The organism is Oceanobacillus sp. E9 (genome assembly GCF_001741975.1).
Classification (GTDB): Bacteria; Bacillota; Bacilli; order Bacillales; family Amphibacillaceae; genus Oceanobacillus; species Oceanobacillus kimchii.
In genome coordinates this window covers 59,801-84,042 of the sequence record NZ_LSNA01000001.1, presented here as the reverse complement: position 1 = coordinate 84,042, position 24,242 = coordinate 59,801, and the positions used below count along the sequence as shown (strand labels likewise).

Here is a 24,242-nt window from a genome sequence, read left to right as displayed (position 1 = left end):
AAAGAATCTTCGCCATTCCTTTATGCAAGAGTAACGATGTAGAATTTATACATCAAACCATAGATGTGATTTATTAGCGAAAGGAGTGGGATCGGTGCATTCATACATTGACTTGTTAAACATTGGAGCTAGTGTCGGTGGTTTACGTTGGCCAGATATGTTAGTTCAATTATTCTTCTTCCTTGTTCTCCTAGCGTTACTGAAGAAATTTGCTTGGGGACCATTAATGAATAAAATGGAAGAGCGTGAGAATTATGTAGCCAATGAAATTGAATCAGCAGAGCAAAGTCGTGCAGAAGCAGAAAAAGCTTCTAAAGAAGCAGCTGAGCAATTAAATCAAGTAAAAGCAGAAGCGCAGAAAATGGTAGAAGACGCGAAGGCTGCAGGAGCAAAACAAGAGCAAGCCATCATCGATTCAGCGAGGGAAGAAGCAAATCGTATTAAAGAAGCAGCGCAAGCAGATATTCAAAATGAAAAAGAACGAGCTATTCAAGCGTTACAAGATAAAGTTGCATCCTTATCTGTATTAATTGCAAGTAAGGTTATTGAAAAAGAACTTAGCGAACAAGATCAAGAAAAACTAATTAATGAATACATTCAAGAAGTTGGGGAAGAGCGATGAGTAACTCCGTAGTAGCAAAACGTTATGCAGATGCGCTTTTTCAGCTCGGTAAAGAGAAGAATTCATTAGACCAATTAGTAGCAGATTTTCTTGTAGTTCGACAAATATTTACAAATGATCAAAAACTAAATGTTTTCCTGAAGCATCCAAAGATTGACAATGAGAAGAAGAAACAGCTTTTAACTGATGTGTTTAAAGGGACGGATCAGGTTGTGGTAAATACGTTGAAATTACTAGTTGATCGTCATCGTACATCTACCATTCCATCTATTGTTGATCACCTAGTCGCTTTGGTAAACGATGCAAAAGAAATTGCAGATGCAACCGTCTATTCCATTCGAGAATTAAGTACCGATGAAAAGGAACAACTTCAAACATCCTTTGCTAAACGTTTAGGAAAAACAAGCGTTCAGATTACGAATGTTGTCGATCCTAAGATTCTCGGAGGTATGAAAATAAGAGTCGGAAATACGATTTACGATGGAACGGTAAGTAATAAACTAAACCGCATTTCACGTAGCATCGTGTCTGCTAACAAATGATGATAGGGGTGAAATGGTATGAGCATTAATGCTGAAGAAATTAGCACACTGATTAAACAGCAAATTGAAAACTTTGATTCTGACATTGAAGTAAGTGATGTTGGAACAGTTATTGAAGTCGGTGACGGTATCGCACGTGCTCATGGTCTTGATAATGCTATGGCTGGGGAATTACTTGAGTTCTCTAACGGTGTTATGGGATTAGCACAGAACTTAGAAGAAAGTAATGTAGGTATCGTTATCCTTGGACCTTATACAGAAATTAAAGAAGGCGATGAAGTTCGCCGTACTGGCCGTATCATGCAAGTACCTGTAGGTGAGGAATTATTAGGTCGTGTGGTTAACCCACTTGGTCAGCCAATTGATGGCAAAGGCCCAATTGAAACATCAAAAACCCGCCCAATCGAAGCGGCTGCTCCAGGAGTTATGGATCGTAAATCTGTAGATGAGCCACTTCAAACAGGTATTAAAGCGATTGATGCGTTAGTTCCAATTGGACGTGGTCAACGTGAGTTAATTATCGGGGACCGTCAAACTGGTAAAACAACAGTAGCTGTAGATACCATCTTGAATCAAAAAGATCAGGATATGATTTGTATTTATGTAGCTATCGGTCAAAAAGAATCAACTGTTCGTAATACAGTAGAAACATTCCGTAAGCACGGTGCACTTGATAACACAATCGTAGTGACTGCAGGTGCTTCAGATCCTGCACCATTACTATACTTATCTCCGTATGCTGGTGTAGCAATGGGTGAAGAGTTCATGTATAACGGAAAACACGTTTTAGTTGTATATGATGATTTATCTAAACAAGCTGTAGCTTATCGTGAACTTTCCTTACTATTACGTCGTCCGCCGGGTCGTGAAGCATTCCCTGGGGATGTGTTCTACCTTCACTCTCGTTTATTAGAGCGTGCAGCTAAGTTAAGTGATGCAAAAGGTGGCGGTTCCTTAACTGCATTACCATTTGTTGAAACACAAGCTGGTGATATTGCAGCTTACATCCCTACGAACGTAATTTCCATTACTGATGGACAAATTTTCTTACAATCGGATCTATTCTTCTCTGGGGTTCGTCCAGCGATTAACCCTGGTTTATCCGTTTCACGTGTAGGTGGATCTGCACAAATCAAGGCGATGAAGAAAGTAGCAGGTACATTGCGTCTTGACCTTGCGTCTTTCCGTGAATTAGAAGCATTTTCTCAATTTGGTTCAGACTTGGATAAATCTACACAAGCGAAACTAAATCGCGGTCAACGTACAGTTGAAGTGTTAAAACAAGGTCTTCATAAACCAATGGTAGTTGAAAAACAGGTAGCTATTATCTATGCATTAACTCGTGGTTTCTTAGATGATATTCCTGTAGAAGATATTCAACGTTTTGAAGAAGAATTAAACATTTGGTTGGAAAGCAATCGTAATGAATTACTTACTTCTATTCGTGAAACGGGTAATTTGCCAGACGAAGGTGAGTTTAATGATGCGATTGAATCATTTAAGAAAACATTTTTACCATCTAATAACTAATAAATCGAATAATGAAGTTTCGGTATAGAGTATAAAGGGTCGAATAATCATTTCTCGGCCCCCACTCCTGATAGGAAAGTGTGGTGAAAGAGCTTGGCATCACTAAGAGAATTAAAAGGTAGAATCGAATCTACGAAAAAAACGAAACAAATCACAGGAGCAATGGAACTTGTTTCGGCTTCCAAAATGTCAAAAGCGGAACAAAATGCCCGTGGATTTGTTCCATATGCAGATAAACTTCAAGAGGTTGTAAGCAGTATTGCAAATGCAAATACAGATGCACAGCATCCAATGCTAACGAAACGTGAAGTGAGAAAGACAGGCTATTTAATTGTGACCTCAGATCGTGGTCTTGTAGGCGCATATAATAGTCACGTCTTAAAAAATCTAGTTAACACAATCGATAAAAAACATAATAGTACCGACGAATATACCATCATTGTACTTGGAAGAAAAGGATATGATTATTGTCGAAAACGTGGCCTGCCAGTATCAAAAAGTGTACTAGGTGTGCCCGATCACCCAACATTTGCAGATGTAAAAGAACTAGCGTCTGAAACAGTTCAAATGTATGCAGATGGTGATATTGATGAGCTAAATATTGTATATAACCATTATGTTAGTGCAATTTCGCAAGTGGTTACAAATAAACAATTACTTCCAATTGAGAATTTGGATGAAAGTGGTACGGCTACATCTGACTACGAGTTTGATCCAAACCAAGAGCAAATCTTGGAAGTACTTTTACCACAGTATGCAGAAAGTCTAATCTTTGGAGCATTACTTGATGGAAAAGCAAGTGAACACGCGGCTAGTATGACTGCAATGCGTAGTGCAACGGATAATGCTTCGGATCTAATTGATGATTTATCCCTATCATATAACCGTGCACGTCAAGCAGCTATTACACAAGAAATCACAGAGATTGTTGGTGGGGTAGCAGCACTAGAATAGTATTACACCGTGTGGACAGTAAGTTAGGAGGGAAATAGATGAGCAAAGGACGCGTTACACAGTTAATGGGACCAGTAGTCGATGTACGTTTTGAAGACGCTGAACTCCCAGAAGTAAATAATGCTTTAGTTGTCCGTAGTGACAGTGGTGAAGAACTAACACTAGAAGTAGCTCTTCATTTAGGTGACAATAGTGTACGTACCATCGCAATGTCTTCAACAGATGGTTTTAAGCGTGGCGCAGAGGTGGAAAACCTTGGTCGTCCAATCTCTGTACCAGTTGGTGACGTAACACTAGGTCGTGTATTTAATGTATTAGGTGAAAATATCGACTTAGACGAACCTTTAGAAGAAGGAGTCCGTCGCGATCCAATTCACCGCGAAGCACCAAACTTTGAAAATTTATCTACAGAAACCGAGATTTTAGAGACAGGTATTAAGGTAGTAGATCTGCTAGCACCTTACATTAAAGGTGGAAAAATTGGTCTGTTCGGTGGAGCAGGTGTAGGTAAAACAGTATTAATTCAGGAATTAATCAACAACATCGCACAAGAGCATGGTGGTATTTCTGTATTCGCAGGTGTTGGGGAACGTACTCGTGAAGGAAATGACTTATACTATGAAATGAGCGATTCTGGAGTTATTGCTAAAACAGCGATGGTATTCGGACAAATGAATGAGCCACCTGGTGCACGTATGCGTGTAGCATTAACTGGTTTAACAATGGCAGAATACTTCCGTGATGAGCAAGGCCAAGATGTATTATTGTTCGTTGATAATATCTTCCGCTTCACACAAGCAGGTTCTGAGGTATCCGCACTACTTGGTCGTATGCCATCAGCGGTAGGTTACCAACCTACTCTAGCTACGGAAATGGGACAATTACAGGAACGTATTACATCTACAGACAAAGGTTCTGTAACATCTATTCAAGCAATTTATGTACCAGCCGATGACTACACTGACCCGGCTCCGGCTACAACTTTTGCTCACTTAGATGCAACAACAAACCTTGACCGTAAATTGTCTGAGCAAGGTATCTACCCGGCGGTGGATCCATTAGAGTCTACTTCACGCGCACTTGACCCAGAGGTTGTTGGAAAAGAGCATTATGAAGTAGCAACACAAGTACAGCAAACACTACAAAAATATCGTGAACTTCAAGATATTATCGCAATCCTTGGTATGGATGAGTTGGGCGATGAGGATAAATTAGTCGTTGCACGTGCACGTCGAATTCAATTCTATCTATCACAAAACTTCCACGTAGCGGAGCAGTTCACTGGACAACCAGGTTCTTACGTTCCTGTTCAAGAGACTGTAAAAGGATTTAAAGAAATTCTTGAAGGTAAATATGACGATCTTCCAGAGGATGCTTTCCGTCTAGTTGGACGTATTGAAGAAGTTGTAGAAAAAGCAAAAGGAATGGAATAATATTCGGTCTGGAAGTAAAAGGATTTAAAAAATCTTTAAATGCCTGAATTAATTTTCGAGCACTTCCATCCCGTCTCTTAGGAGGGGTTACATTGAGAACACTAGAAGTGAGTGTTGTTACTCCTGGTGGCCCGGTTTTAGAAGAAAGCTTTGAAATGGTAGTTTGTAAAGCTGAAACTGGTGAAATCGGTATTTTACCTGGACATATTCCATTAGTTTCTCCACTTCAAATTAGTGCAGTTCGCTTGAAAAAGGGAAATGATACTAAATATTTAGCAATAAGTGGTGGATTTATGGAAGTGCAGCCTGAAAAAGTAACCATTCTTGCACAATCTGCTGAAACTGCAAGTGATATCGATGTTCAACGTGCAAAAGAAGCAAAAGATCGTGCGGAAAGACGTCTTCAGGCAAATCAGGATAATATTGATAAAGCTCGGGCCGAATTAGCACTCAAAAGAGCAATTAATCGCCTCGACGTAGGCAAGTAATACTAAAAACTACTCCTGCAATTTTTTTGCAGGAGTTTTTGTATTTTAATAGAAAATATTCAGTCTGTACGTTGTCAATAGAGCAGTTCTAAAACCTGACAAGGTTCTATAATTAAGATAGAAAGTTGGTATTTCTTCTATCAATCCTACTAGTTAGCATTTACCATCATATTTTCAACTAATCTCTCTTTCCAAAAACAAATTGTCGATATTTCCCGGGAAATGTAAACAACCTTAATAAAAGAAAGTAATAGTTAGCAATCAATTGACTTTTTATTGTCCACCTGTCAAAGTATTTACTAGAAAGAAAGGTGGTACGTATGTTTTCAGTTGGACAAATGGCATTAATTAGTATCTTTTCTCATTTATTTTTTATTTATATGACTTGGCGTCTAGTGATGGCGTTAAACATTGATTATATTTTTAAAAAAGGAAGATCGGGAGAAGCAAGGGTTTTTCTTTTGTTTCTAACGATTGTCATTGGAGCAGGAGTTAGTCGCTTCTTCTTAGAAGTACTACAGTGGTCCGGAGATTTAACTTATCTTTTCTAAAATCCTATTTAGCTCAGCAAATAGCAGAGCTTTCATTTTAATATAATGTCGGAATTTGTATCGTATGTAAAATTATCCTTCTGTCAAAACTAAGATTAATAGATTTGATAGGAGGATTTTTTCATGTTTAATAGACTTTTATTCTTTTTTATATCCATTTCTTTATTTTTAACAACAACACATGCATCAGATTTAAAGGGAGACGAGATGATAGCTCTCGGAAACTTTGCGATAGAGCAGCAATTAGAGGTTGAAAATTGGCAAGTTACCATAAAGGAATCTATAACAGTACATAAAGGAGAGCAGTTAGCTGAACAGCTTAAAGATGAGTTTCCCCATGAGAAAAAAACGGATGAAAAAAGTATAAAATACATTTTTAAAAACGATCATAAAACAAATGGGATTGACGTATTGTATAAAGTGATTTTGCCAATTGAATCGTCATCACAGGCAGAAATTATCGCTCTTTTAGAAGGGGCTGATTGGAGCGAGGAAATAAAAGAAACATATATAACAACAAAGAATGAAATTGTTCATAAATTGTTTACAAAATTAGCTCAATCATATACTTGTCTGAACTCATTAGATAATGATATAATAAATAGTGATGTTTTTATAGAAAATGCAATAAATTATTTTAATTTGCGACATACAACAACACAGTACGACAATATAGCAAAGTCCACGATTAAAAAGTCATTTTATGGGTATACAGATTTATGGGATGATTTTTATTCTGTAAATGACAAACCGATAAATGTACAAATAGCTATTATAGAAGACGAAGCAGGAAATGAGAAATACACGATAGGAACACCTATCCTAATACATGAATATTAATATAGGGAAATTGGATCTGAAGGGGATTTATAACATGGAAAAAATCATCGTAAGTGGCGGACACCAATTGAATGGCACCGTGCGGCTTGAAGGTGCTAAAAACGCTGTACTACCTGTTTTAGCGGCAAGTTTAATTGCGAGTGAAGGGGAAAGCGTTATTAAAGAAGTACCAGTTTTAGCAGACGTATATACAATTAATGAAGTATTACGTAATCTTAATGCAGATGTTGAATTTGATTCAGCTACAAAAACAGTAAATATTAATGCATCAAAACAATTAGAGACAGAAGCCCCATTTGAATATGTGAGAAAAATGCGTGCATCTGTACTTGTTTTGGGACCACTATTGGCCCGTTATGGACACGCGAAAGTTGCTATGCCAGGTGGATGTGCAATTGGTTCTCGACCAATTGATTTACACCTTAAAGGCTTTGAAGCAATGGGAGCAGATATCCATGTAGGTAACGGCTATGTGGAAGCTAAAGTCGATGGCAGATTACAAGGTGCGAAGATTTATCTTGATATGCCAAGTGTAGGTGCGACAGAAAATATTATGATGGCTGCAGCACTTGCAGAAGGAAAGACAGTAATTGAAAATGCTGCAAAAGAACCGGAAATTGTTGACTTAGCAAATTATCTTAATAAGATGGGTGCGAATATCGTTGGAGCAGGTACGGAAACAATCCGTATTATTGGTGTGGAAAAGCTTCACGGTACGGAGCATATGATTATACCTGACCGTATTGAAGCAGGTACTTTTATGGTAGCTTCTGCAATAACTGGAGGTAATGTATTCATTGAGAATGCGATGCGTGAACATTTACGCTCTGTGATTTCAAAGTTAGAAGAAATGAATGTAGACGTAATTGATGAGAATGGCGGGTTACGTATTATTGGACCTGAGCAATTAAAATCAACAGATATCAAAACATTACCACATCCTGGTTTTCCTACAGATATGCAATCACAAATGATGTCACTAATGCTACGTGCAGAAGGCACAGGTGTGATTACAGAGACTGTTTTTGAAAATCGATTTATGCATGTAGAAGAGTTTCGTCGCATGAATGCCAATATTAAAATTGAAGGACGCAGTGTAATTATTGAAGGTATTTCAGAATTACAAGGTGCTGAAGTAGCGGCAACAGATCTTCGTGCGGCAGCGGCCCTTATTTTAGCTGGACTTGTAAGTGATGGATACACACGTGTAACTGAGCTTAAACATCTTGACCGAGGCTATGTTGATATTGTTGATAAGTTAGCAGCGCTTGGAGCAGATATCAAGAGAGTGGATGAGAACGGAGTAATTGTACAACCACTCTATGTAACTACCGCAAAAGAATCAAATGAAATAGCTGCGGATTAATCAAATATTATCTGAAAAATTATTTCTTAAGTAGATGTGTTATTACGCATCTACTTTTTCGTGTTTCGGGAAAATTTCTTGATTAAAAGAATTCTACATATCCCATTTTAATTCTATTATGTCCACTTATTTGAAAAATATTCAGATTAATACAAAATATAAAACTTCTCATAATTAAAAAAACATGATAAAATTAATAGAAAATTAACAATAGTGTAGGTGGGTGAGACAACATGAAAATATACATATCGATAGACATGGAAGGTATTACCGGACTACCAGACTATACCTTTGTTGATGCAAATAGCCATAATTATGAGCGTTCTAGGATAATCATGACAAAAGAAGTGAACTACATTATTCAAGCTTCTTTTGATTCTGGTTGTGAAGAAGTGCTTGTAAATGACAGTCACTCGAAAATGAACAATCTCCTAATTGAAGACATTCATCCAGATTGCCACTTGATTACTGGAGAAGTAAAGCCTTTTTCTATGGTACAAGGTTTGGATTATTCATTTACGGGTGCTTTTTTAGTTGGTTATCATTCGCAGGCAGGAAGCCCAGGAGTAATGTCGCATTCAATGATTCATGCGGTGAGAAATTTTTTCATTAATGATCATTGTATTGGTGAAATGGGGATGAACGCCTACTTAGCAGGATATTACAATGTTCCAGTCTTATTGGTTACTGGCGATGATTACACGGCGATGGGAGCGGAAGAATTGATTCCAGGAGTTACAACCGCCATCGTCAAAGAGTCAATTTCAAGATCTTCAGTAAAGAGTCTTACTCCATCGAAAGCAGGAGCATTATTAGAGAAAAAAGTGAAACAAGCATTAACCAATGCAAGTAATGTAGAACCCTTAATACCACCAGAACAACCTGAATTAACCATTGAATTTTGTAATTATGGTCAAGCAGAATGGGCGAATCTTATGCCAGGAACAGAATTGATTGAAGGAACAACAAAGGTAAGGTTCCGTGCAAAAGATATGAAAGAGGCATATCAAGCCATGTTAGTCATGACAGAGCTGGCAATGAATACTACATTCTCTTAAACAAAAACAGACAACGTGTTAGCAAATTTATAGGGGGTGCATCGTTTGCTGAAATACATATTAAAAAGATTAGCCATTATGGCAGTAACGCTTTGGATTATTATTACACTAACTTTTGTACTCATGACGAGTATACCAGGTTCACCATTTAATAGTGATCAGTCTTCCAATGAAACAATTCGTGCAAACTTAGAAGCACATTATAATTTAGACAAACCACCACACGTGCAATATTTACTGTACTTAAAATCCATTGTCACATTTGATTTTGGACCTTCCATTAAACAACCAAATCAATCTGTAAATGATTTATTATCAAGAGGATTTCCGATTTCTTTTGAATTAGGAATTATTACCATCGTTGTTGCAGTTATTTCAGGTGTTTTAGTAGGGATTATCGCTGCGCTAAGACATAATGGGATATTAGATTACTTAACCATGGGAATTGCAGTATTAGGAATCTCTATTCCAAACTTCATTTTAGCCACATTACTTATTCAGCAACTCGCAGTTAACTTTGAATTATTTCCGACTGCAACGTGGAAAAGCCCAGCACATATGGTACTGCCTGTTTTAGCGTTAGCAACAGGACCGATGGCAATTATAGCAAGACTTACTCGCTCAACCATGCTGGAAGTTCTTACGCAAGATTACATAAAAATGGCCAAGGCGAAAGGATTGTCTCCTTGGAAAATTATTTTTAAGCATGCACTTCGAAATGCATTAATGCCTGTTGTTACCATTATGGGGACATTATTAGCCGGAATACTAACGGGAACATTTGTAATTGAGCAGATATTTGCAATTCCAGGTATGGGTAAATATTTTGTCGAAAGTATAAATCAACGGGATTATCCAGTAATTATGGGAACGACCGTATTCTATAGTGCTTTTCTAATCTTCATGTTATTCCTTGTAGACATTGCTTATGGAATCCTCGACCCTCGAATAAAAATGAATAGCAAGGGAGGGGAAGCGTCATGAGTTCCAATGAAGAATTATCCGATAAGAATCCTCCTGCAGTTCCAGATGAATGGTTTACTTGGAAAGGTAAGGATACACTGGAAGCAGAATCCGTTGCTAGACCTTCTCTTTCCTATTGGCAAGACGCATGGAAACGATTAGTGAAAAATAAAATGGCAATGCTTGGCTTAGTATTTTTAGTATTGCTTACAGTCATGGCAATTTTTGGACCAATGATTTCAACATATGAAGTTAATAAACAGGACTTACCTAATCAGTATCAACCACCATCTAGTGAGCACTGGTTTGGAACAGATAGTGCTGGAAGGGATGTATTTACGCGAACATGGTATGGTGCGCGAATTTCCCTGTTTGTTGGATTAGTGGCAGCACTGATTGATGTTACCGTAGGAATTATTTGGGGTGGTATTTCAGGGTATAAAGGCGGTCGCACGGATAATGTAATGATGCGAATTATTGAGATTTTATATGGATTGCCATACTTATTAGTTGTTATATTACTTCTGGTAGTATTAGGACCTAGCTTAGGTACGATAATACTTGCTCTAACGATTACTGGCTGGGTTGGGATGGCCCGAATTGTGCGAGGACAGGTTTTACAAATTAAAAACTATGAATTTGTCCTCGCTTCACGTGCATTTGGTACAAAGTCATCGAGAATCATTAGGCGGAATTTATTACCGAATACGATGGGTCCAATTATTGTTCAAATGACATTAACTGTACCATCAGCCATTTTTGCCGAAGCATTTTTAAGTTTTATTGGACTTGGAATCCAGGCTCCGTTTGCAAGTTGGGGTGTCATGGCCAATGATTCATTAGGTGCGATTCTTTCCGGTAACTGGTGGACTTTATTCTTCCCGGCCTTCTTTATATCATTTACGATGTTTGCATTTAACGTACTTGGAGACGGACTTCAGGATGCACTGGATCCAAAATTAAGGAAGTAGGTGAACCATTTGGAAAAAATACTCGAAGTAAAAGATCTTCATGTAACGTTTACAACCTATGGTGGTTCTGTCCAGGCGGTTCGTGGAGTAAATTTTTATTTAAATAAAGGAGAAACACTAGCAATAGTGGGAGAATCTGGATGTGGAAAAAGTGTTACGTCAAACGCAATCATGCGACTGATCCCTAACCCGCCAGGGAAAATTACCAAAGGGAATATTTATTTTAAAGGAAAAGACTTAATTCAATTCCGAGAGAAACAGATGCGATCGATTCGTGGTGTAGATATTTCGATGATTTTTCAAGATCCGATGACAGCATTAAATCCAACACTTACCATTGGTACACAACTAATGGAAGGTTTGAAAGAACATAAAGGTATTTCGGGAAAAGAAGCGAAAGCAAAAGCGATTGAAATGATGGAATTGGTTGGAATACCGAGTCCAGAAGAGCGCCTGAAACAGTATCCACATCAATTTAGTGGAGGAATGCGACAACGTATTGTTATTGCAATTGCCTTAATTTGTGAGCCAGATCTACTTATAGCTGATGAACCAACGACAGCACTTGATGTCACGATTCAAGCACAAATACTAGAGTTGTTTGAAAAGATACAGGAAAAGATGGGTGTTTCCATTATTTTAATCACACATGATTTAGGCGTAGTTGCTAAAATAGCAGATCGAATTGCAGTAATGTATGCAGGAAAAATTATCGAATCTGGTACAAAACGTGAAATATTTTATCAACCGCAACATCCATATACAAAAGGTTTGTTATATTCTGTACCTCGATTGGACATAAAGGAAGATCAATTAACACCAATTGATGGTACACCACCTGATTTATTCTCACCTCCACAGGGATGCCCTTTTGCAGCAAGGTGTCCGTTTGCAATGGAGGTGTGTGATAAAGTTTATCCAGTTCAGACAGAGTTAACGCCATCACATAACGTGGATTGTTGGCTCCAAGATGAACGGGCACAACAGCTATTAGCTGAAAGTTCTTTCCAGTATTAAAAAAGGGGGAAATGGTATGAAGAACAAAAAGTTACTGTTGATTTTGTTGGCTTTGTTAACGGTATTTGTATTAGCAGCATGTACTGCAAATGAAGATGCAGGTGAGCCAGATGATGCTGATGCAGGGGAAACAGAAGAAGAAAAAGGTCAAGATGAAGAAGCTGCTGGAGAAAAAGTTCTTCGTTTGAATAACGGCGTAGAACCGACTTCACTCGATCCATCGATTGGGTTTGATCAAGTTTCTTGGGATCCGTTAAACAACTTAATGGAAGGTCTAACTAGGTTAGATCAAGACCATGTTGCCGGTCCAGGCGTAGCGGAGAACTGGGACATATCAGAAGACGGATTAACTTACACATTCCATTTACGTGAAGATGCAAACTGGTCGAATGGAGATCCAGTAGTTGCAGAAGACTTTGTGTATGCGTGGAAATATATGCTGGATCCGGAGAATGCATCCTCTGCTGCATTTTTAGCATACTTTATTGAAGGAGCAGAAGCATTTAATAATGGTGAAGGATCAGCAGATGATGTCAAGATTACTGCTGTGGATGAAAAAACGCTAGAAGTAGTATTGGAAGCACCGACTGGGTTTTTCCTAGATGTGTTAACAAATCCAGCATTTTTCCCAGTAAATCATAAAGTGGCAGAAGAAAATGCTGAGTGGCATGCGGAAGCAGACTCATTTGTGGCAAACGGTCCATTTTTATTGGAATCATGGGATCATGATAGTGAAATGGTATTTGCCAAAAATACAGAGTATTGGGATGCAGATGCTGTTAATTTAGATAAGATCCATTTTGCAATGGTAAATGATACGAATACACAATATCAAATGTTTGAAACAGGAGAGCTCGATACAGCAAGTATCCCTCCAGAAATGTCAGATGAATTAATTGATGGAGATAATGTATTTATTGGTGATTATGGCGGATTAGAATTCTTCCGTTTTAACATTACAGAAGAACCATTCCAAAATAAAAATATTCGTAAGGCATTTGCATATGCCATTAATCGTGAAGATATTGCTACCTATGTCGTGAAAAATGGTGTAGAGCCAGCTTATGGTTTTGTATCTCCTGGATTTACTACTCCAGATGGTGGAGATTTCCGTGATGAAAATGGAAACTTAGTAGAGTTTGATCCAGATACAGCGAAAGAATTTTTAGAGCAAGGAATGGAAGAAGAAGGCTATAGTGAACTTCCAAGCATTGTTTTGTCTTATAACACAAGTGACACGAATAAAGCTGTTGCGGAATCGATTCAAAATATGTTAAGTGAAAATCTTGGTGTCGAAGTAACATTAGAAAACCAAGAATGGAACGTATTTGCTGAAGCGCAGCAAAACCTAGAGTTACAACTATCACGTAGTTCTTTTATTAATGATTACAATGACCCGGTAAACTTCCTAGAGAGCTTTATTACGGATTCTTATATGAACCGTACTGGTTGGTCGAATGATGAGTACGATGAATTAATTGAAAAAGGAAAAACAGAAACAGATGAAGAACAACGCTACGAATATTTATATGAAGCGGAGAGATTGCTTGCAGAAGAAATGGTTGCAATGCCAATTCGTTACTATAATACAGTAGTTCTAGAAGCGGATCATGTGGAAGGAATTCTACGTCATCCAGTTGGTTATTTTGATTTGAAATATGCTGACGTAACAGAGTAATCATACTAGAAAATACGCAGAGACAAAATACAAGAAGAATAAAGATATATTGGAGTTAATTTTTGCAGGATTCCTGCGGGAGTGAGGCATAGGTGAGTCCCCGGGTTGCATAGCAATCGGAGGCTCACCAGCTGCCGCTGGATAAGCACATATATTTCTGAAGCGGTTTTTTTAATATTTACATAAATACCGCAGTTGGTACGCGGATATATGGGCAATTTCGCCTTTGTTCATGAATACATAAGAAAGAGGGATTTTTTCATGATACTTCCTAATCGGCTTAAAGAAGGAGATAAAATTGGAATAGTTGCCCCGGCAGGACCGCCTAACCGAGAAAAGGTAAATAAATCTTTATCATTTTTTGAGCAGCTAGGTCTTCGCGTGCACATAGGTAATTACCTTTATGACGAAAGAGGTTATTTATCTGCTGGTGACGAACAGCGACTGGAAGATTTTCATGAGATGATTGCAGATAGAAGTATTAAAGCTATTTTTTTCGCGCGGGGTGGATATGGATCCGCTCGTATCGTAGATCACTTAGATATGACTTTAATTGGAAATAACCCCAAAATTATTTGGGGTTATAGTGATATTACCTATTTACATACGGCTATTCGTCAAGCTACGGGGCTGGTTACATTTCATGGACCAATGGCCGCATCGGATATTGTAAAAGCAGATTTTGATCGATTCTCTGGCCAATTATTTAAACAATTATTTGAACCTACTGAACTAATCTATTCAGAGAAAGTGTCTCCGCTTTATGTGTATACAAACGGTACCGCAAAAGGAGAAGTTGTTGGTGGGAATCTATCATTATTAGTCAGTTCAATGGGAACCTCTTATGAAATTGATACAAAAAATAAACTATTATTAATAGAAGATATAGGAGAAGAACCTTACCGCGTGGATAGCATGCTTAATCAGTTACGACTAGCTGGAAAGTTAGAAGATTCAGCTGGAATTATAGTGGGAGACTTTGCGGATGCGGAACCAACCGTTCAACCAAGTCTTTCTTTAACAGATGTATTTGAAGATTATTTTCGACCACTCAGAAAACCTGTAATCGGAGGGTTCAAAATTGGGCATTGTTTTCCTCATTTTTCACTGCCGTTAGGTGTTGTGGCGGAGTTATCTTCAGAAAGCAAATCTTTAACTATTGATTCTGGTGTCAGATAGAGGGGAGAAAACATGAAGATTACAAATCTAGAAACCTTTATTGGATCAGTGCCATTACACACCCCGTTTAAGACAGCATTACGTACTGTAACGGTAGCTGAATCTATCATCGTCAAACTAACAAGTGAAGATGGTTATATAGGATGGGGAGAAGCTCCTCCGACTCATGTAATTACTGGGGACAGTCTGGCAAGTATCGAATATGCTATTAATCAGGTGATTAAACCACTTTTACTCGGTACATCACTGTCTGCTTATGAACGTATTTTTGAACAACTGCAAGCGTGCATGATTGGAAATACGAGTGCCAAAGCTGCTGTCGATATGGCCGTTTTTGATTTATTAGCACAATATGCAAAATTACCCCTTTATCAATATTTAGGAGGGTACCAATCGGAAATTGAAACAGATTATACTGTCAGTGTAAATACTGTAGAAGAAATGGTACGGGATGCTAACCGATATAAACTAAATGGATTCTCGATATTGAAGGTAAAGGTTGGTAAAGATCAAATTGAAACAGATATGGAGCGAATCAAAGCGATTCGTCGAGCAGTTGGCAATGAAGTTCGTATTCGACTCGATGCGAATCAAGGTTGGAAGCCAAAAGAAGCTGTTCAGGTAATTCAGAAAATGGAAGACTTGCAACTAAATATTGAACTTGTAGAACAACCAGTGGCAGCGAGAGACATTGAAGGATTAAGATATATAACCGAACGAACAGAAACTCCAATTATGGCGGATGAATCAGTATTTTCTATCTATGATGCGAGACAAGTATTAGAAAATAAGGCAGCAGATCTTATTAATATTAAGTTAATGAAGTCTGGTGGAATCCATCAAGCTAGAAAAATAGCAACTTTAGCGCAAAGCTATGGAATAGAATGTATGGTAGGTAGCATGATAGAAACGAAACTAGGAATTAGTGCGGCTGCTCATTTTGCTGCAAGCCATCCAGTTGTTACAAAATTTGATTTTGATGCCCCATTAATGCTGTCAGGAGATTTGGTTCATGGTGGAGTGAATTATAAGGGTAGTCATCTTTCATTTAGTAAGAATTATGGATTAGGAATCAGTGGAATTCGTTCCACGTTTTTGAAAAAAACAGAATGAAATAATTCGGAATGGGGGAAGGAGTTAAATGAATCAAACGTTTGATCAATTAACTGAAGATTTTTGGGTTACCGATGTACAAGTGGCGACGGTATGGACAAATCCACAGTCTGTAAGGGATATAGATAAAGACGGACGAACGAACCCAACCAATTTAAATAAATGGTACGAGAAACTTTCCTATGATGAACGATTAGCTCTATGTAATGAAAATAGAGTTCAAACACAAGCATTATATGGTGAACCGGTAATTGTAATTAATGAATTAGACGATTGGGCTGAAGTAGTATTACCATTTCAAGCTTCTAAAAAGGATATAAGAGGATATCCTGGGTGGATTCCCAAGCAACAATTAACCATGACAACAAAGTCAGATTGGATAAGCGAATCGATGGTGATGGTTAACAAAAACAAGAGCTGGTTAGAAACCCAAGATGGGAGACAAACGATTGAAATTAGTTTTGCAACCATTCTTCCCTTGGTAACGGAAGAACAAGGTCGTGTACAAGTTCAGACTCCACATGGTGTTCAATATTTAGCTAGAGGAGATGTACTTATTTTTTCTACAAGAGAAGGAGTCCCTACACGTACTGGAGAGGACATCGTTCGAACCGGAATCCCATTTTTACGTTTAGATTATTTCTGGGGAGGAATGAGCGCTTTTGGTTACGATTGTTCTGGGTTAGCTTATGCGACTCATAAAGCGAATGGATATTGGATTGCTAGGGATGCGAGTGATCAAGCTGCTGGTGGAAAAGAAGTACCGTTTAATGAATTACAATCTGGAGATTTATTATTTTTTGCCTTTGAAGAAGGAAAAGGAAGTATCCATCATGTAGGAATATATAAAGGAAACGATGAAATGTTACATTCACCACAAACAGGTAAAGGGATCGAAATCACTCCATTAGCGGGAACCAAATATGAAAAAGAATTATGTGCAGCACGAAGATACTGGTGATTAGGAGGGATGAGAATGCAAGATTATATTTTAGACGTTCGTAACTTAAAGAAGTATTTTCAAGTCGGTAAAGGAAGTATATTGAAAGCAGTTGATGATATCTCTTTTCATGTAAAACGTGGAGAGACTTATGGGTTGGTAGGGGAATCAGGATGCGGAAAATCTACAATTGGTCGAACCATTCTCGGTCTATATGACAAGACAGATGGAGAAGTAATATTTGATCTTGAGAATGTACATGAACTAAGTGAAAAAGATCGTTTTTCTTTTTATCGAAAAATGCAAATGATTTTTCAGGATCCATATGCATCCTTAAATCCACGTTCTACGATTAAAGAGATTATATCTGAACCAATGGAAGTACATGGTCTGTATTCAAATAAAAAAGAGAGGTTGAAACGCGTTCATGAACTGTTGGAAGAGGTAGGCTTGAATAAGGATCATGCTAATCGTTATCCTCATGAATTTAGTGGTGGACAGCGTCAACGGATTGGTATAGCTCGAGCCCTTGCTTTAGATCCAGAATTTATTATTGCAGATGAACCGATTTCAGCACTGGATGTTTCAGTACAAGCACAGGTAGTTAACCTTATGAAGCGATTACAACAAGAGAAAGGGTTAACTTTTCTATTTATTGCCCACGATTTATCGATGGTAAAGCAGTTTTCAGATCGAATTGGTGTAATGTATTTAGGAAACATGGTAGAAGAAACCCAAAGTGAACATTTGTATGATAATCCTTTACATCCTTATACGAAGGCGTTGTTATCAGCGATTCCTATTCCCGATCCGGATATTGAAGATCAGCGGGAACGAATTATATTGGAAGGTGAGCTACCTAGTCCGATTCATCCTCCAAGTGGTTGTGTGTTTCGTACACGTTGCCCGATGGCGATGGAAGTTTGTGCGAAAGATCGTCCTGTGTGGCAAGAGGCAGAAGAAGGCCATTATGTTGCCTGTCATCTGTATGATAAGTCAAAAGAAAACAGTCCTCATACCGGACCACAGTTGAAAGAAGGGGCGATTCGTTAAATTACTGAGATGCTAGTACTGTTCGTATTTTGAACGGAGCTAGCTTTTTTACGCCTTCTCCTTTAAAGAGAGAACAGTTGATAATATGTTAATTTATTTTTAGAGAAGGGCATATATTTGTAAAAAGTGAATATACCAAACATATCAATGTTACAAAAAAATGAAGTTTTTCTTCTTCGCTAAATTTAAGGTCTATTTTTTCGAGTGACTGTATAGATTTATTAGTAGGGATGCTAGATTAGCATCAAACCTTATTGGCAAAGGAGGAAGGCTGTGCAAAAAAAGTATATAAAAAGAAGAAAACCATCTATCCAAAAGAAAATAATGATGCTCAAACAAAAAAAGCAACCATATGCCAGTCATCAAGAACCAGGACTTAAAAAAATTGTGCCTTTCCGTAATCGAAAATCCCGGTATTTCCAAAATAAATCACCTGTTCCATGGAGATTAACGATGATCAGTTTTTTTGGAATTCTGATGATGTTTATACTGGTTGTACCAGCTATTGTAGTCAATCTCTCCAAAGATAATAGTGGAACATATTCACAAGCTAAAGAGAATCAAGCAGCGTCCCAAGATACTGAACAGGAAGTTGTCGATGTAGGTGGTTCTCCTTTTTCTGTAGCAGTAATGCGAGACAAGAAGGAGACCGTTGAGGATGTCCCTTTGGAAGAATATGTTGCGGGAGTAGTCGCATCTGAAATGTCTGCTGAATTTGAATTAGAAGCCTTAAAAGCTCAAGCTGTAGCCGCAAGAACATTTACAGTGAATCTACTACTACATGGGGAAGACAATAATCCATATGATTTAACTGACACAGTTAACCATCAAGTCTATAAGAGCCAAGATGAATTAAAGGACTTGTGGAAAGAAAATTATGAAGAAAATATGAATAAAATCAATAATGCGGTAAAAGAAACTAAGGGGCAAATCATTACGCATAACGATGCTCCTATCACTGCAGCCTTTTTCTCAACGAGTAATGGATATACCGAGAACTCGGAAGATTATTGGGAAACAGAAGTATCCTACTTAAGAAGTGTGGAAAGTCCTTGGGATAAAGAAGAATCTCCAAAATACACGAGTCAATCAATGTTTACACTTGAAGAGGTTTCCAGTGCTCTGGATATAGACTTATCTGGAAATCAAACAGTGCCCATGGAAATAACTCGAACAGACAGTGGAAGGGTCAAAGACTTAGTTATAGCTGGAAAGACAATTTCAGGTAGAGAAGTTCGCGAAAACTTAGAACTCCTATCAAGTGATTTTACAGTAGAACAAAAGAATAATCATTTAGTATTTACGACAGAAGGTTTTGGCCATGGTATCGGGATGAGTCAATACGGTGCCAATGGAATGGCAAAAGAAGGAAAATCATATGAAGATATCATCCATTATTATTATAAGGATGTTGAAATAAATTCTGTTGACGATACAGCACCGACCCTCGTTTCAAGATAAAATGAGGGTTTTTTCCTGTTTAATTCGGCAAGAATATAAAATACATTCAAACAACAACTCGGAATTTTGCTTTATCATATCCTAAACTATAAAACTCTTTAAAAGATGGAATAACCGGGGATGTAACCATTTACTTTTCCCGAAATTGACTAAATCATCCACAAAATTTTAAATTTTTTTGCTCTGTATGTATATATTTTGATTTTTCTGCTCACAATGGTTGCAGAGGTGATGAAAAATGAATGAGGAATTCAAAGGGCCAAAAAATAAATGGCGCCAAATTTTCCGTAAGAAATGGTTTTTCCCAGCACTGTATTTAACCATTGCAGCAGTTTTATTAACCGCCGTAGTCTGGTATCAAAATATTGATTCTGATACAGCGGATGACAAATCTGCCGAAGATCATTACACACCAGTAATGAATGATGAAGATGCAGAACCAGTATTAGATCAGCAAGAAGTAATCGCAATGCCAGTAGCAAATGTAGATGAAGCAGAAATCGTAACTAAATTTTTTGACTACGACGCAGATCAAGAAGATCGTCAAAACGCACTAGTACTATATAATAATCGATACTATCAAAGTACTGGTGTAGATATTGCAGCAGCAAATGCAGAGACATTTGAAGTACTTGCAGCGATCAGTGGTACTGTAGAAGAAGTAAAAGAAGATCCATTGTTAGGTAATGTCGTTGTACTAGCACATGATGAAGATATAAAAACGTATTATGCTAGTCTTGAAGAAGTTTCTGTATCAGCAGGAGACAAGCTTACTCAAGGAGACAAGCTAGGTACAGCTGGAAAGAACATTTTTGGAAAAGATAATGGAACACATGTCCATTTTGAAATCCGTAAATCTGGTACGGAATTAAATCCAGAAAGTTACTTTAATCAACCAGTTAGTAGTCTTGCAAATGTAGAAGAAGATTCTGCAGTTACCGAAGAAGGCGAAACAGATGAAGCAAGTGAAGAATCGTCTAATGATGTGGAACAAGAAGATAACGCTGGGGAACAACCTGTAGAAGAAGATGTAGAAGAAGATTCTGATTCTGAATCAAATACAGATGAAGAGCCAGAAACAGAAGAAAACATCGAAGAATAATAGATGAGAGCCTGATTTCTATCAGGCTCTTTCTTTATGCGCGCAAAAAATGCAGGCAAATCTAGATAGTGGAAGTGTTGTTGTGAGGTATTTTTGACTGTAATCGGTATTAACTTTCATACTTTATCCCTACGTATCAATGATTATGCGTAAATTGTCGAACGATATATTAATTTATTTATAATAATTTGTGGTAAGATAGTATTGTTTTTAAAAAAGAGGGAATTTTCCCTAAAAAGGAAAAGGATGAAGAAAATTGTTCCTCACGAATTTGATGGAATCTCATACGGAAGACTCGTTGACCGACATTGCATCAAGAGTTTACCATGAATATGATTTAACTGTTGCAAGGGATATAATGAAAGCGATTTGTATAAATAGCCCATCGAGCGAAATTCAGAAGACAGGAATGGAATATCTCTACATGAATGGATATTTTCGTGAGTTAGATCAGCTAATTGAGAAAAATCGTGAATCGATCAATCCTTCCAATAGGCTATGGGGCAATACGTATAGACTTATGCTGGATTTATTTAGCCAACGCACATCTCCTGATAAAACTCTTCACTACTTAGACTATTTCAAAACGAGATACACTATCAAGGAATCTGAAATTATATTATTAATTAAGCTAATAAGAGAAACTTGTTATTACTATAAACAAGAATATAGACGACTTGGAGATCTTATCGCTACATATGAAACACACTTGGACGAGGTTAAAGAACGCATTTTAGTCAACTTTTTTAAGGTACGTATTTATCGATTTCATATTGTTTTTCACATGGCAAGAAATGAGTTGATTATTGCAAGAAAATATGCATATAAAGCGTTAAATATTAATGAAAGTATCCTACTAGAGGCTACCATCCATAGTCATCTTGGTTTATCCTATACTTTTGATGCATATGAAAAAGGTATGTATCATTTAAAGAAAGCACAACAAATTTCCCGGAAATATAATATTACATTGTACGAGCATCGAATTGAAAATAATTTTATCCCGTTCCTTTCAGGTAAATTTAAAGAAGTTGATAAGGTACAATCTATCGATAAAGCGGAACAAGCCCATCTTGAAGTTGCGAAAGGAGACTATGATAAAGCATTGAAACTTTTAGAATCCGTCAATATTAAAACACCCTTACAACGATACTATTTAGGTTTAGCGAAACAAGATAAAGATATATTAATTCAATCCTATAATGAGTTTATTTTAGACAATAATGATTTTTTCTATAGTCGATTACCATTGGAGGCACTCGACTTATCTCACGGTTAGTAAACCTACCACATCAAGAAGGGTTGACAAAATAGGCGAAGTAAGAGGGTTGCTTTCCGTAAGTGTCCGATAAAGTTAAGATAAGATTACTAAAAACCAAATTATAATCTGGTGCAAAGCCGGTGATAATTTGGTTTTTTTGTTATATTAATCAAAAAAGAAGAAGCCACTGACAGTACCTTTATTTGCTTTATTTGGGAAAATAATTAATTTTAAATAATGCTCTGGTTTTTTTAAAGAACTATGTCAATAGTTAGCAAAACATAAAAAACATCCTGTCCATATTCTGAATTGTTCAAAATTAATCATAAACATCTGCCTTAAGTAATAAAATGTTACAAACCATGCAATCGAACTTTCTGAGGTGAGAGCTTGCGTTGTCTACTTCTTGCTCCACAAGGAACACTGGCCTACTTTTTATTTTTCTAGCAGCTACATATCCGGTCTATTTAGCATAATTTTCTATTTAGACAAACATAGCAACGTATAACACCCTGTCTCAAATTACACCTCGGAATTACAACTTAGGGAGGCGAACGGTGTGCATGATTACATCAAAGAGAGAACAATCAGAATAGGAAGACATGTTGTAGAAACAAGAAAAACCGTAAGAACCATTGCAAAAGAATTTGGTGTTTCGAAAAGTACGGTTCATAAAGACCTTACCGAACGATTACCAGAAATCAATCCCGAGCTAGCGATTCAAGTGAAAGAAATACTTGAATATCATAAAGCAATCCGACACCTGCGTGGGGGTGAGGCCACTAGACAAAAATACAAAATTGATGGGAAGCCATTAGAGACAGAGAAGAAGCCAGCAGGATAGGTTGATTTACTTAAGAAAGGAGTGCGTACAAAAACTAATCCATAAGATCCAATTTCATTCATAAACAGTAGGACAAATGACTTTATCTAGGTCAACCTACTGTTTTTCTTTTATGCTTAGCACATCCTATTTCCTACTTTTTAGACAAAAAATTTACGAATGTGCAGTTAATTGTGGATTTTTGTGGTAAAATATTATAATAGTAGCATTATGTCTTCGGACGGTGCAAGATTGTAACGCTAGGAGGATTTTGATTCATGTTTTCCAGAGATATTGGAATCGACCTTGGTACTGCCAATGTATTGATTCATGTAAAAGGTAAAGGAATTGTTCTAAATGAACCATCTGTCGTAGCGATGGACCGCAATTCTGGTAAAGTACTTGAAGTTGGTGAAGACGCGAGAAGAATGGTTGGACGTACACCAGGAAATATCGAAGCGCTTCGCCCATTAAAAGATGGAGTAATCGCAGACTTTGATGTAACAGAAGCTATGCTAAAGCATTTTATAAATAAAATCAATGTCAAAGGTGTCCTATCTAAACCTAGAATGCTTATTTGTTGCCCAACGAATATTACAAAAGTTGAGCAAAAAGCTATCAAGGAAGCTGCTGAGAAATCAGGCGGTAAAAAAGTTTACTTAGAAGAAGAGCCAAAAGTAGCTGCAATCGGTGCAGGTATGGAAATATATCAACCAAGCGGTAATATGGTTGTGGATATTGGTGGAGGTACGACAGATGTGGCAGTCCTTTCGATGGGAGGCATCGTTACTTCTGAATCAATTAAAATGGCCGGAGATAAGTTTGATATAGAGATCATGCAATACATTAAGAAAAAATACAAGTTACTAATTGGAGAACGTACAGCAGAAGAAATTAAAATAAATGTTGCTACAGTCTTTAAAGGTTCTCGCAAAGAATCAATGGATATTCGCGGAAGAGACATGGTATCGGGCCTACCAAGAACGATCTCTATTGGATCTGAAGAAATTCAAACAGCTTTAAGCGAATCCGTATCGTTAATTGTTCATGCTGCAAAATCAGTATTAGAACGCACGCCACCAGAACTATCTGCTGATATTATTGACAGAGGAGTTATCTTGACTGGAGGCGGAGCATTACTTCATGGAATTGATCAATTGCTAGCAGAAGAATTAAAAGTTCCTGTATTTATCGCTGAAGATCCAATGGATTGTGTGGCTAAGGGTACAGGTATTATGTTAGAGAATATCGACAAAGTAGAAAAACGAAATATTAGCTAAACGTTTCGACCGTTCAT

Annotated in this window: 23 protein-coding genes; all 23 read left to right on the top strand. The window is 37.4% G+C overall.

From position 1 onward, the window contains the following. Positions 1 to 94: 94 nt before the first annotated feature. The 23 genes from atpF (at position 95) to mreB (ending at position 24,225) form a co-directional block, all read left to right on the top strand. Positions 95 to 622 (top strand): F0F1 ATP synthase subunit B, encoded by a 528-nt coding sequence (gene atpF / locus AQ616_RS00340; protein ID WP_069684744.1) that lies wholly within the window; start codon positions 95 to 97, stop codon positions 620 to 622. Next, the gene (locus tag AQ616_RS00335) at positions 619 to 1,164 is read left to right on the top strand and encodes a F0F1 ATP synthase subunit delta (RefSeq protein ID WP_069684743.1); all 546 of its coding nucleotides are present in this window, start codon (positions 619 to 621) and stop codon (positions 1,162 to 1,164) included. Before atpF ends, AQ616_RS00335 begins: the two co-directional genes overlap by 4 nt. A gap of 18 nt (positions 1,165 to 1,182) precedes the next feature. Beyond that, positions 1,183 to 2,694, top strand: a complete 1,512-nt coding sequence (gene atpA, locus AQ616_RS00330) for a F0F1 ATP synthase subunit alpha (RefSeq protein WP_017798197.1) — start codon at positions 1,183 to 1,185, stop codon at positions 2,692 to 2,694. Between the two features lie 93 nt (positions 2,695 to 2,787). Then, positions 2,788 to 3,648, top strand: coding sequence for an ATP synthase F1 subunit gamma (gene atpG, locus AQ616_RS00325; RefSeq protein WP_069684742.1), 861 nt, complete (start codon positions 2,788 to 2,790; stop codon positions 3,646 to 3,648). A 38-nt stretch (positions 3,649 to 3,686) separates the two neighbouring features. Then, positions 3,687 to 5,081: a F0F1 ATP synthase subunit beta gene (gene atpD / locus AQ616_RS00320; protein WP_017798195.1), complete on the top strand. Its 1,395-nt coding sequence runs from the start codon at positions 3,687 to 3,689 to the stop codon at positions 5,079 to 5,081. A gap of 92 nt (positions 5,082 to 5,173) precedes the next feature. Next, positions 5,174 to 5,569 (top strand): F0F1 ATP synthase subunit epsilon, encoded by a 396-nt coding sequence (locus tag AQ616_RS00315; protein ID WP_017798194.1) that lies wholly within the window; start codon positions 5,174 to 5,176, stop codon positions 5,567 to 5,569. Between the two features lie 320 nt (positions 5,570 to 5,889). Continuing rightward, positions 5,890 to 6,120, top strand: coding sequence for a DUF1146 family protein (locus AQ616_RS00310; protein WP_017798193.1), 231 nt, complete (start codon positions 5,890 to 5,892; stop codon positions 6,118 to 6,120). A gap of 123 nt (positions 6,121 to 6,243) precedes the next feature. Beyond that, complete coding sequence (locus tag AQ616_RS00305) at positions 6,244 to 6,960, top strand: YwmB family TATA-box binding protein (RefSeq protein ID WP_069684741.1); 717 nt, start codon at positions 6,244 to 6,246, stop codon at positions 6,958 to 6,960. Between the two features lie 34 nt (positions 6,961 to 6,994). Continuing rightward, positions 6,995 to 8,326 (top strand): UDP-N-acetylglucosamine 1-carboxyvinyltransferase, encoded by a 1,332-nt coding sequence (murA, locus tag AQ616_RS00300; RefSeq protein WP_069684740.1) that lies wholly within the window; start codon positions 6,995 to 6,997, stop codon positions 8,324 to 8,326. Positions 8,327 to 8,559: 233 nt separating this feature from the next. After that, a complete protein-coding gene (locus AQ616_RS00295; RefSeq protein ID WP_069684739.1) occupies positions 8,560 to 9,384 on the top strand; it encodes a M55 family metallopeptidase in 825 nt (274 codons plus the stop codon). Between the two features lie 45 nt (positions 9,385 to 9,429). Next, the gene (locus tag AQ616_RS00290; protein ID WP_017798189.1) at positions 9,430 to 10,368 is read left to right on the top strand and encodes an ABC transporter permease; all 939 of its coding nucleotides are present in this window, start codon (positions 9,430 to 9,432) and stop codon (positions 10,366 to 10,368) included. Beyond that, the gene (locus AQ616_RS00285; RefSeq protein WP_017798188.1) at positions 10,365 to 11,318 is read left to right on the top strand and encodes an ABC transporter permease; all 954 of its coding nucleotides are present in this window, start codon (positions 10,365 to 10,367) and stop codon (positions 11,316 to 11,318) included. Before AQ616_RS00290 ends, AQ616_RS00285 begins: the two co-directional genes overlap by 4 nt. Before the next feature lie 9 nt (positions 11,319 to 11,327). Further along, complete coding sequence (locus AQ616_RS00280; protein WP_069684738.1) at positions 11,328 to 12,335, top strand: ABC transporter ATP-binding protein; 1,008 nt, start codon at positions 11,328 to 11,330, stop codon at positions 12,333 to 12,335. Between the two features lie 16 nt (positions 12,336 to 12,351). After that, positions 12,352 to 14,013, top strand: a complete 1,662-nt coding sequence (locus AQ616_RS00275) for a peptide ABC transporter substrate-binding protein (RefSeq protein ID WP_017798186.1) — start codon at positions 12,352 to 12,354, stop codon at positions 14,011 to 14,013. A gap of 261 nt (positions 14,014 to 14,274) precedes the next feature. Beyond that, a complete protein-coding gene (locus AQ616_RS00270) occupies positions 14,275 to 15,192 on the top strand; it encodes a S66 peptidase family protein (protein ID WP_069684737.1) in 918 nt (305 codons plus the stop codon). 12 nt (positions 15,193 to 15,204) lie between these two features. Further along, positions 15,205 to 16,305, top strand: coding sequence for a dipeptide epimerase (locus AQ616_RS00265; RefSeq protein ID WP_069684736.1), 1,101 nt, complete (start codon positions 15,205 to 15,207; stop codon positions 16,303 to 16,305). Positions 16,306 to 16,333: 28 nt separating this feature from the next. Further along, positions 16,334 to 17,266: a C40 family peptidase gene (locus AQ616_RS00260; protein WP_069684735.1), complete on the top strand. Its 933-nt coding sequence runs from the start codon at positions 16,334 to 16,336 to the stop codon at positions 17,264 to 17,266. A 15-nt stretch (positions 17,267 to 17,281) separates the two neighbouring features. Next, on the top strand, positions 17,282 to 18,298 hold the full coding sequence (locus AQ616_RS00255) for an ABC transporter ATP-binding protein (protein ID WP_017798182.1): 1,017 nt from the start codon (positions 17,282 to 17,284) through the stop codon (positions 18,296 to 18,298). Positions 18,299 to 18,571: 273 nt separating this feature from the next. Continuing rightward, positions 18,572 to 19,759, top strand: a complete 1,188-nt coding sequence (spoIID, locus tag AQ616_RS00250; protein WP_069684734.1) for a stage II sporulation protein D — start codon at positions 18,572 to 18,574, stop codon at positions 19,757 to 19,759. Positions 19,760 to 19,997: 238 nt separating this feature from the next. Beyond that, positions 19,998 to 20,861 (top strand): stage II sporulation protein SpoIIQ, encoded by an 864-nt coding sequence (gene spoIIQ, locus AQ616_RS00245; RefSeq protein ID WP_017798180.1) that lies wholly within the window; start codon positions 19,998 to 20,000, stop codon positions 20,859 to 20,861. 274 nt (positions 20,862 to 21,135) lie between these two features. Then, on the top strand, positions 21,136 to 22,140 hold the full coding sequence (locus tag AQ616_RS00240) for an AimR family lysis-lysogeny pheromone receptor (RefSeq protein WP_240490448.1): 1,005 nt from the start codon (positions 21,136 to 21,138) through the stop codon (positions 22,138 to 22,140). Between the two features lie 541 nt (positions 22,141 to 22,681). After that, entirely contained in the window at positions 22,682 to 22,966 is a 285-nt protein-coding gene (gene spoIIID / locus AQ616_RS00235) for a sporulation transcriptional regulator SpoIIID (RefSeq protein WP_011067356.1), read from the top strand. 257 nt (positions 22,967 to 23,223) lie between these two features. After that, positions 23,224 to 24,225: a rod shape-determining protein gene (gene mreB / locus AQ616_RS00230; RefSeq protein WP_069684733.1), complete on the top strand. Its 1,002-nt coding sequence runs from the start codon at positions 23,224 to 23,226 to the stop codon at positions 24,223 to 24,225. Positions 24,226 to 24,242 lie beyond the last annotated feature (17 nt).

Bases quoted from the DNA above. Each gene is read 5' to 3' on its own strand.
- AQ616_RS00335 (WP_069684743.1), top strand. From the start codon at position 619: ATGAGTAACTCCGTAGTAGCAAAACGTTATGCAGATGCGCTTTTTCAG.
- mreB (WP_069684733.1), top strand. From the start codon at position 23,224: ATGTTTTCCAGAGATATTGGAATCGACCTTGGTACTGCCAATGTATTG.
- murA (WP_069684740.1), top strand. From the start codon at position 6,995: ATGGAAAAAATCATCGTAAGTGGCGGACACCAATTGAATGGCACCGTG.
- AQ616_RS00240 (WP_240490448.1), top strand. From the start codon at position 21,136: ATGGAATCTCATACGGAAGACTCGTTGACCGACATTGCATCAAGAGTT.
- AQ616_RS00255 (WP_017798182.1), top strand. From the start codon at position 17,282: ATGCAAGATTATATTTTAGACGTTCGTAACTTAAAGAAGTATTTTCAA.
- atpD (WP_017798195.1), top strand. From the start codon at position 3,687: ATGAGCAAAGGACGCGTTACACAGTTAATGGGACCAGTAGTCGATGTA.
- AQ616_RS00275 (WP_017798186.1), top strand. From the start codon at position 12,352: ATGAAGAACAAAAAGTTACTGTTGATTTTGTTGGCTTTGTTAACGGTA.
- AQ616_RS00265 (WP_069684736.1), top strand. From the start codon at position 15,205: ATGAAGATTACAAATCTAGAAACCTTTATTGGATCAGTGCCATTACAC.
- spoIIQ (WP_017798180.1), top strand. From the start codon at position 19,998: ATGAATGAGGAATTCAAAGGGCCAAAAAATAAATGGCGCCAAATTTTC.
- AQ616_RS00285 (WP_017798188.1), top strand. From the start codon at position 10,365: ATGAGTTCCAATGAAGAATTATCCGATAAGAATCCTCCTGCAGTTCCA.
- AQ616_RS00305 (WP_069684741.1), top strand. From the start codon at position 6,244: ATGTTTAATAGACTTTTATTCTTTTTTATATCCATTTCTTTATTTTTA.
- AQ616_RS00260 (WP_069684735.1), top strand. From the start codon at position 16,334: ATGAATCAAACGTTTGATCAATTAACTGAAGATTTTTGGGTTACCGAT.
- AQ616_RS00295 (WP_069684739.1), top strand. From the start codon at position 8,560: ATGAAAATATACATATCGATAGACATGGAAGGTATTACCGGACTACCA.
- AQ616_RS00310 (WP_017798193.1), top strand. From the start codon at position 5,890: ATGTTTTCAGTTGGACAAATGGCATTAATTAGTATCTTTTCTCATTTA.
- AQ616_RS00270 (WP_069684737.1), top strand. From the start codon at position 14,275: ATGATACTTCCTAATCGGCTTAAAGAAGGAGATAAAATTGGAATAGTT.
- atpA (WP_017798197.1), top strand. From the start codon at position 1,183: ATGAGCATTAATGCTGAAGAAATTAGCACACTGATTAAACAGCAAATT.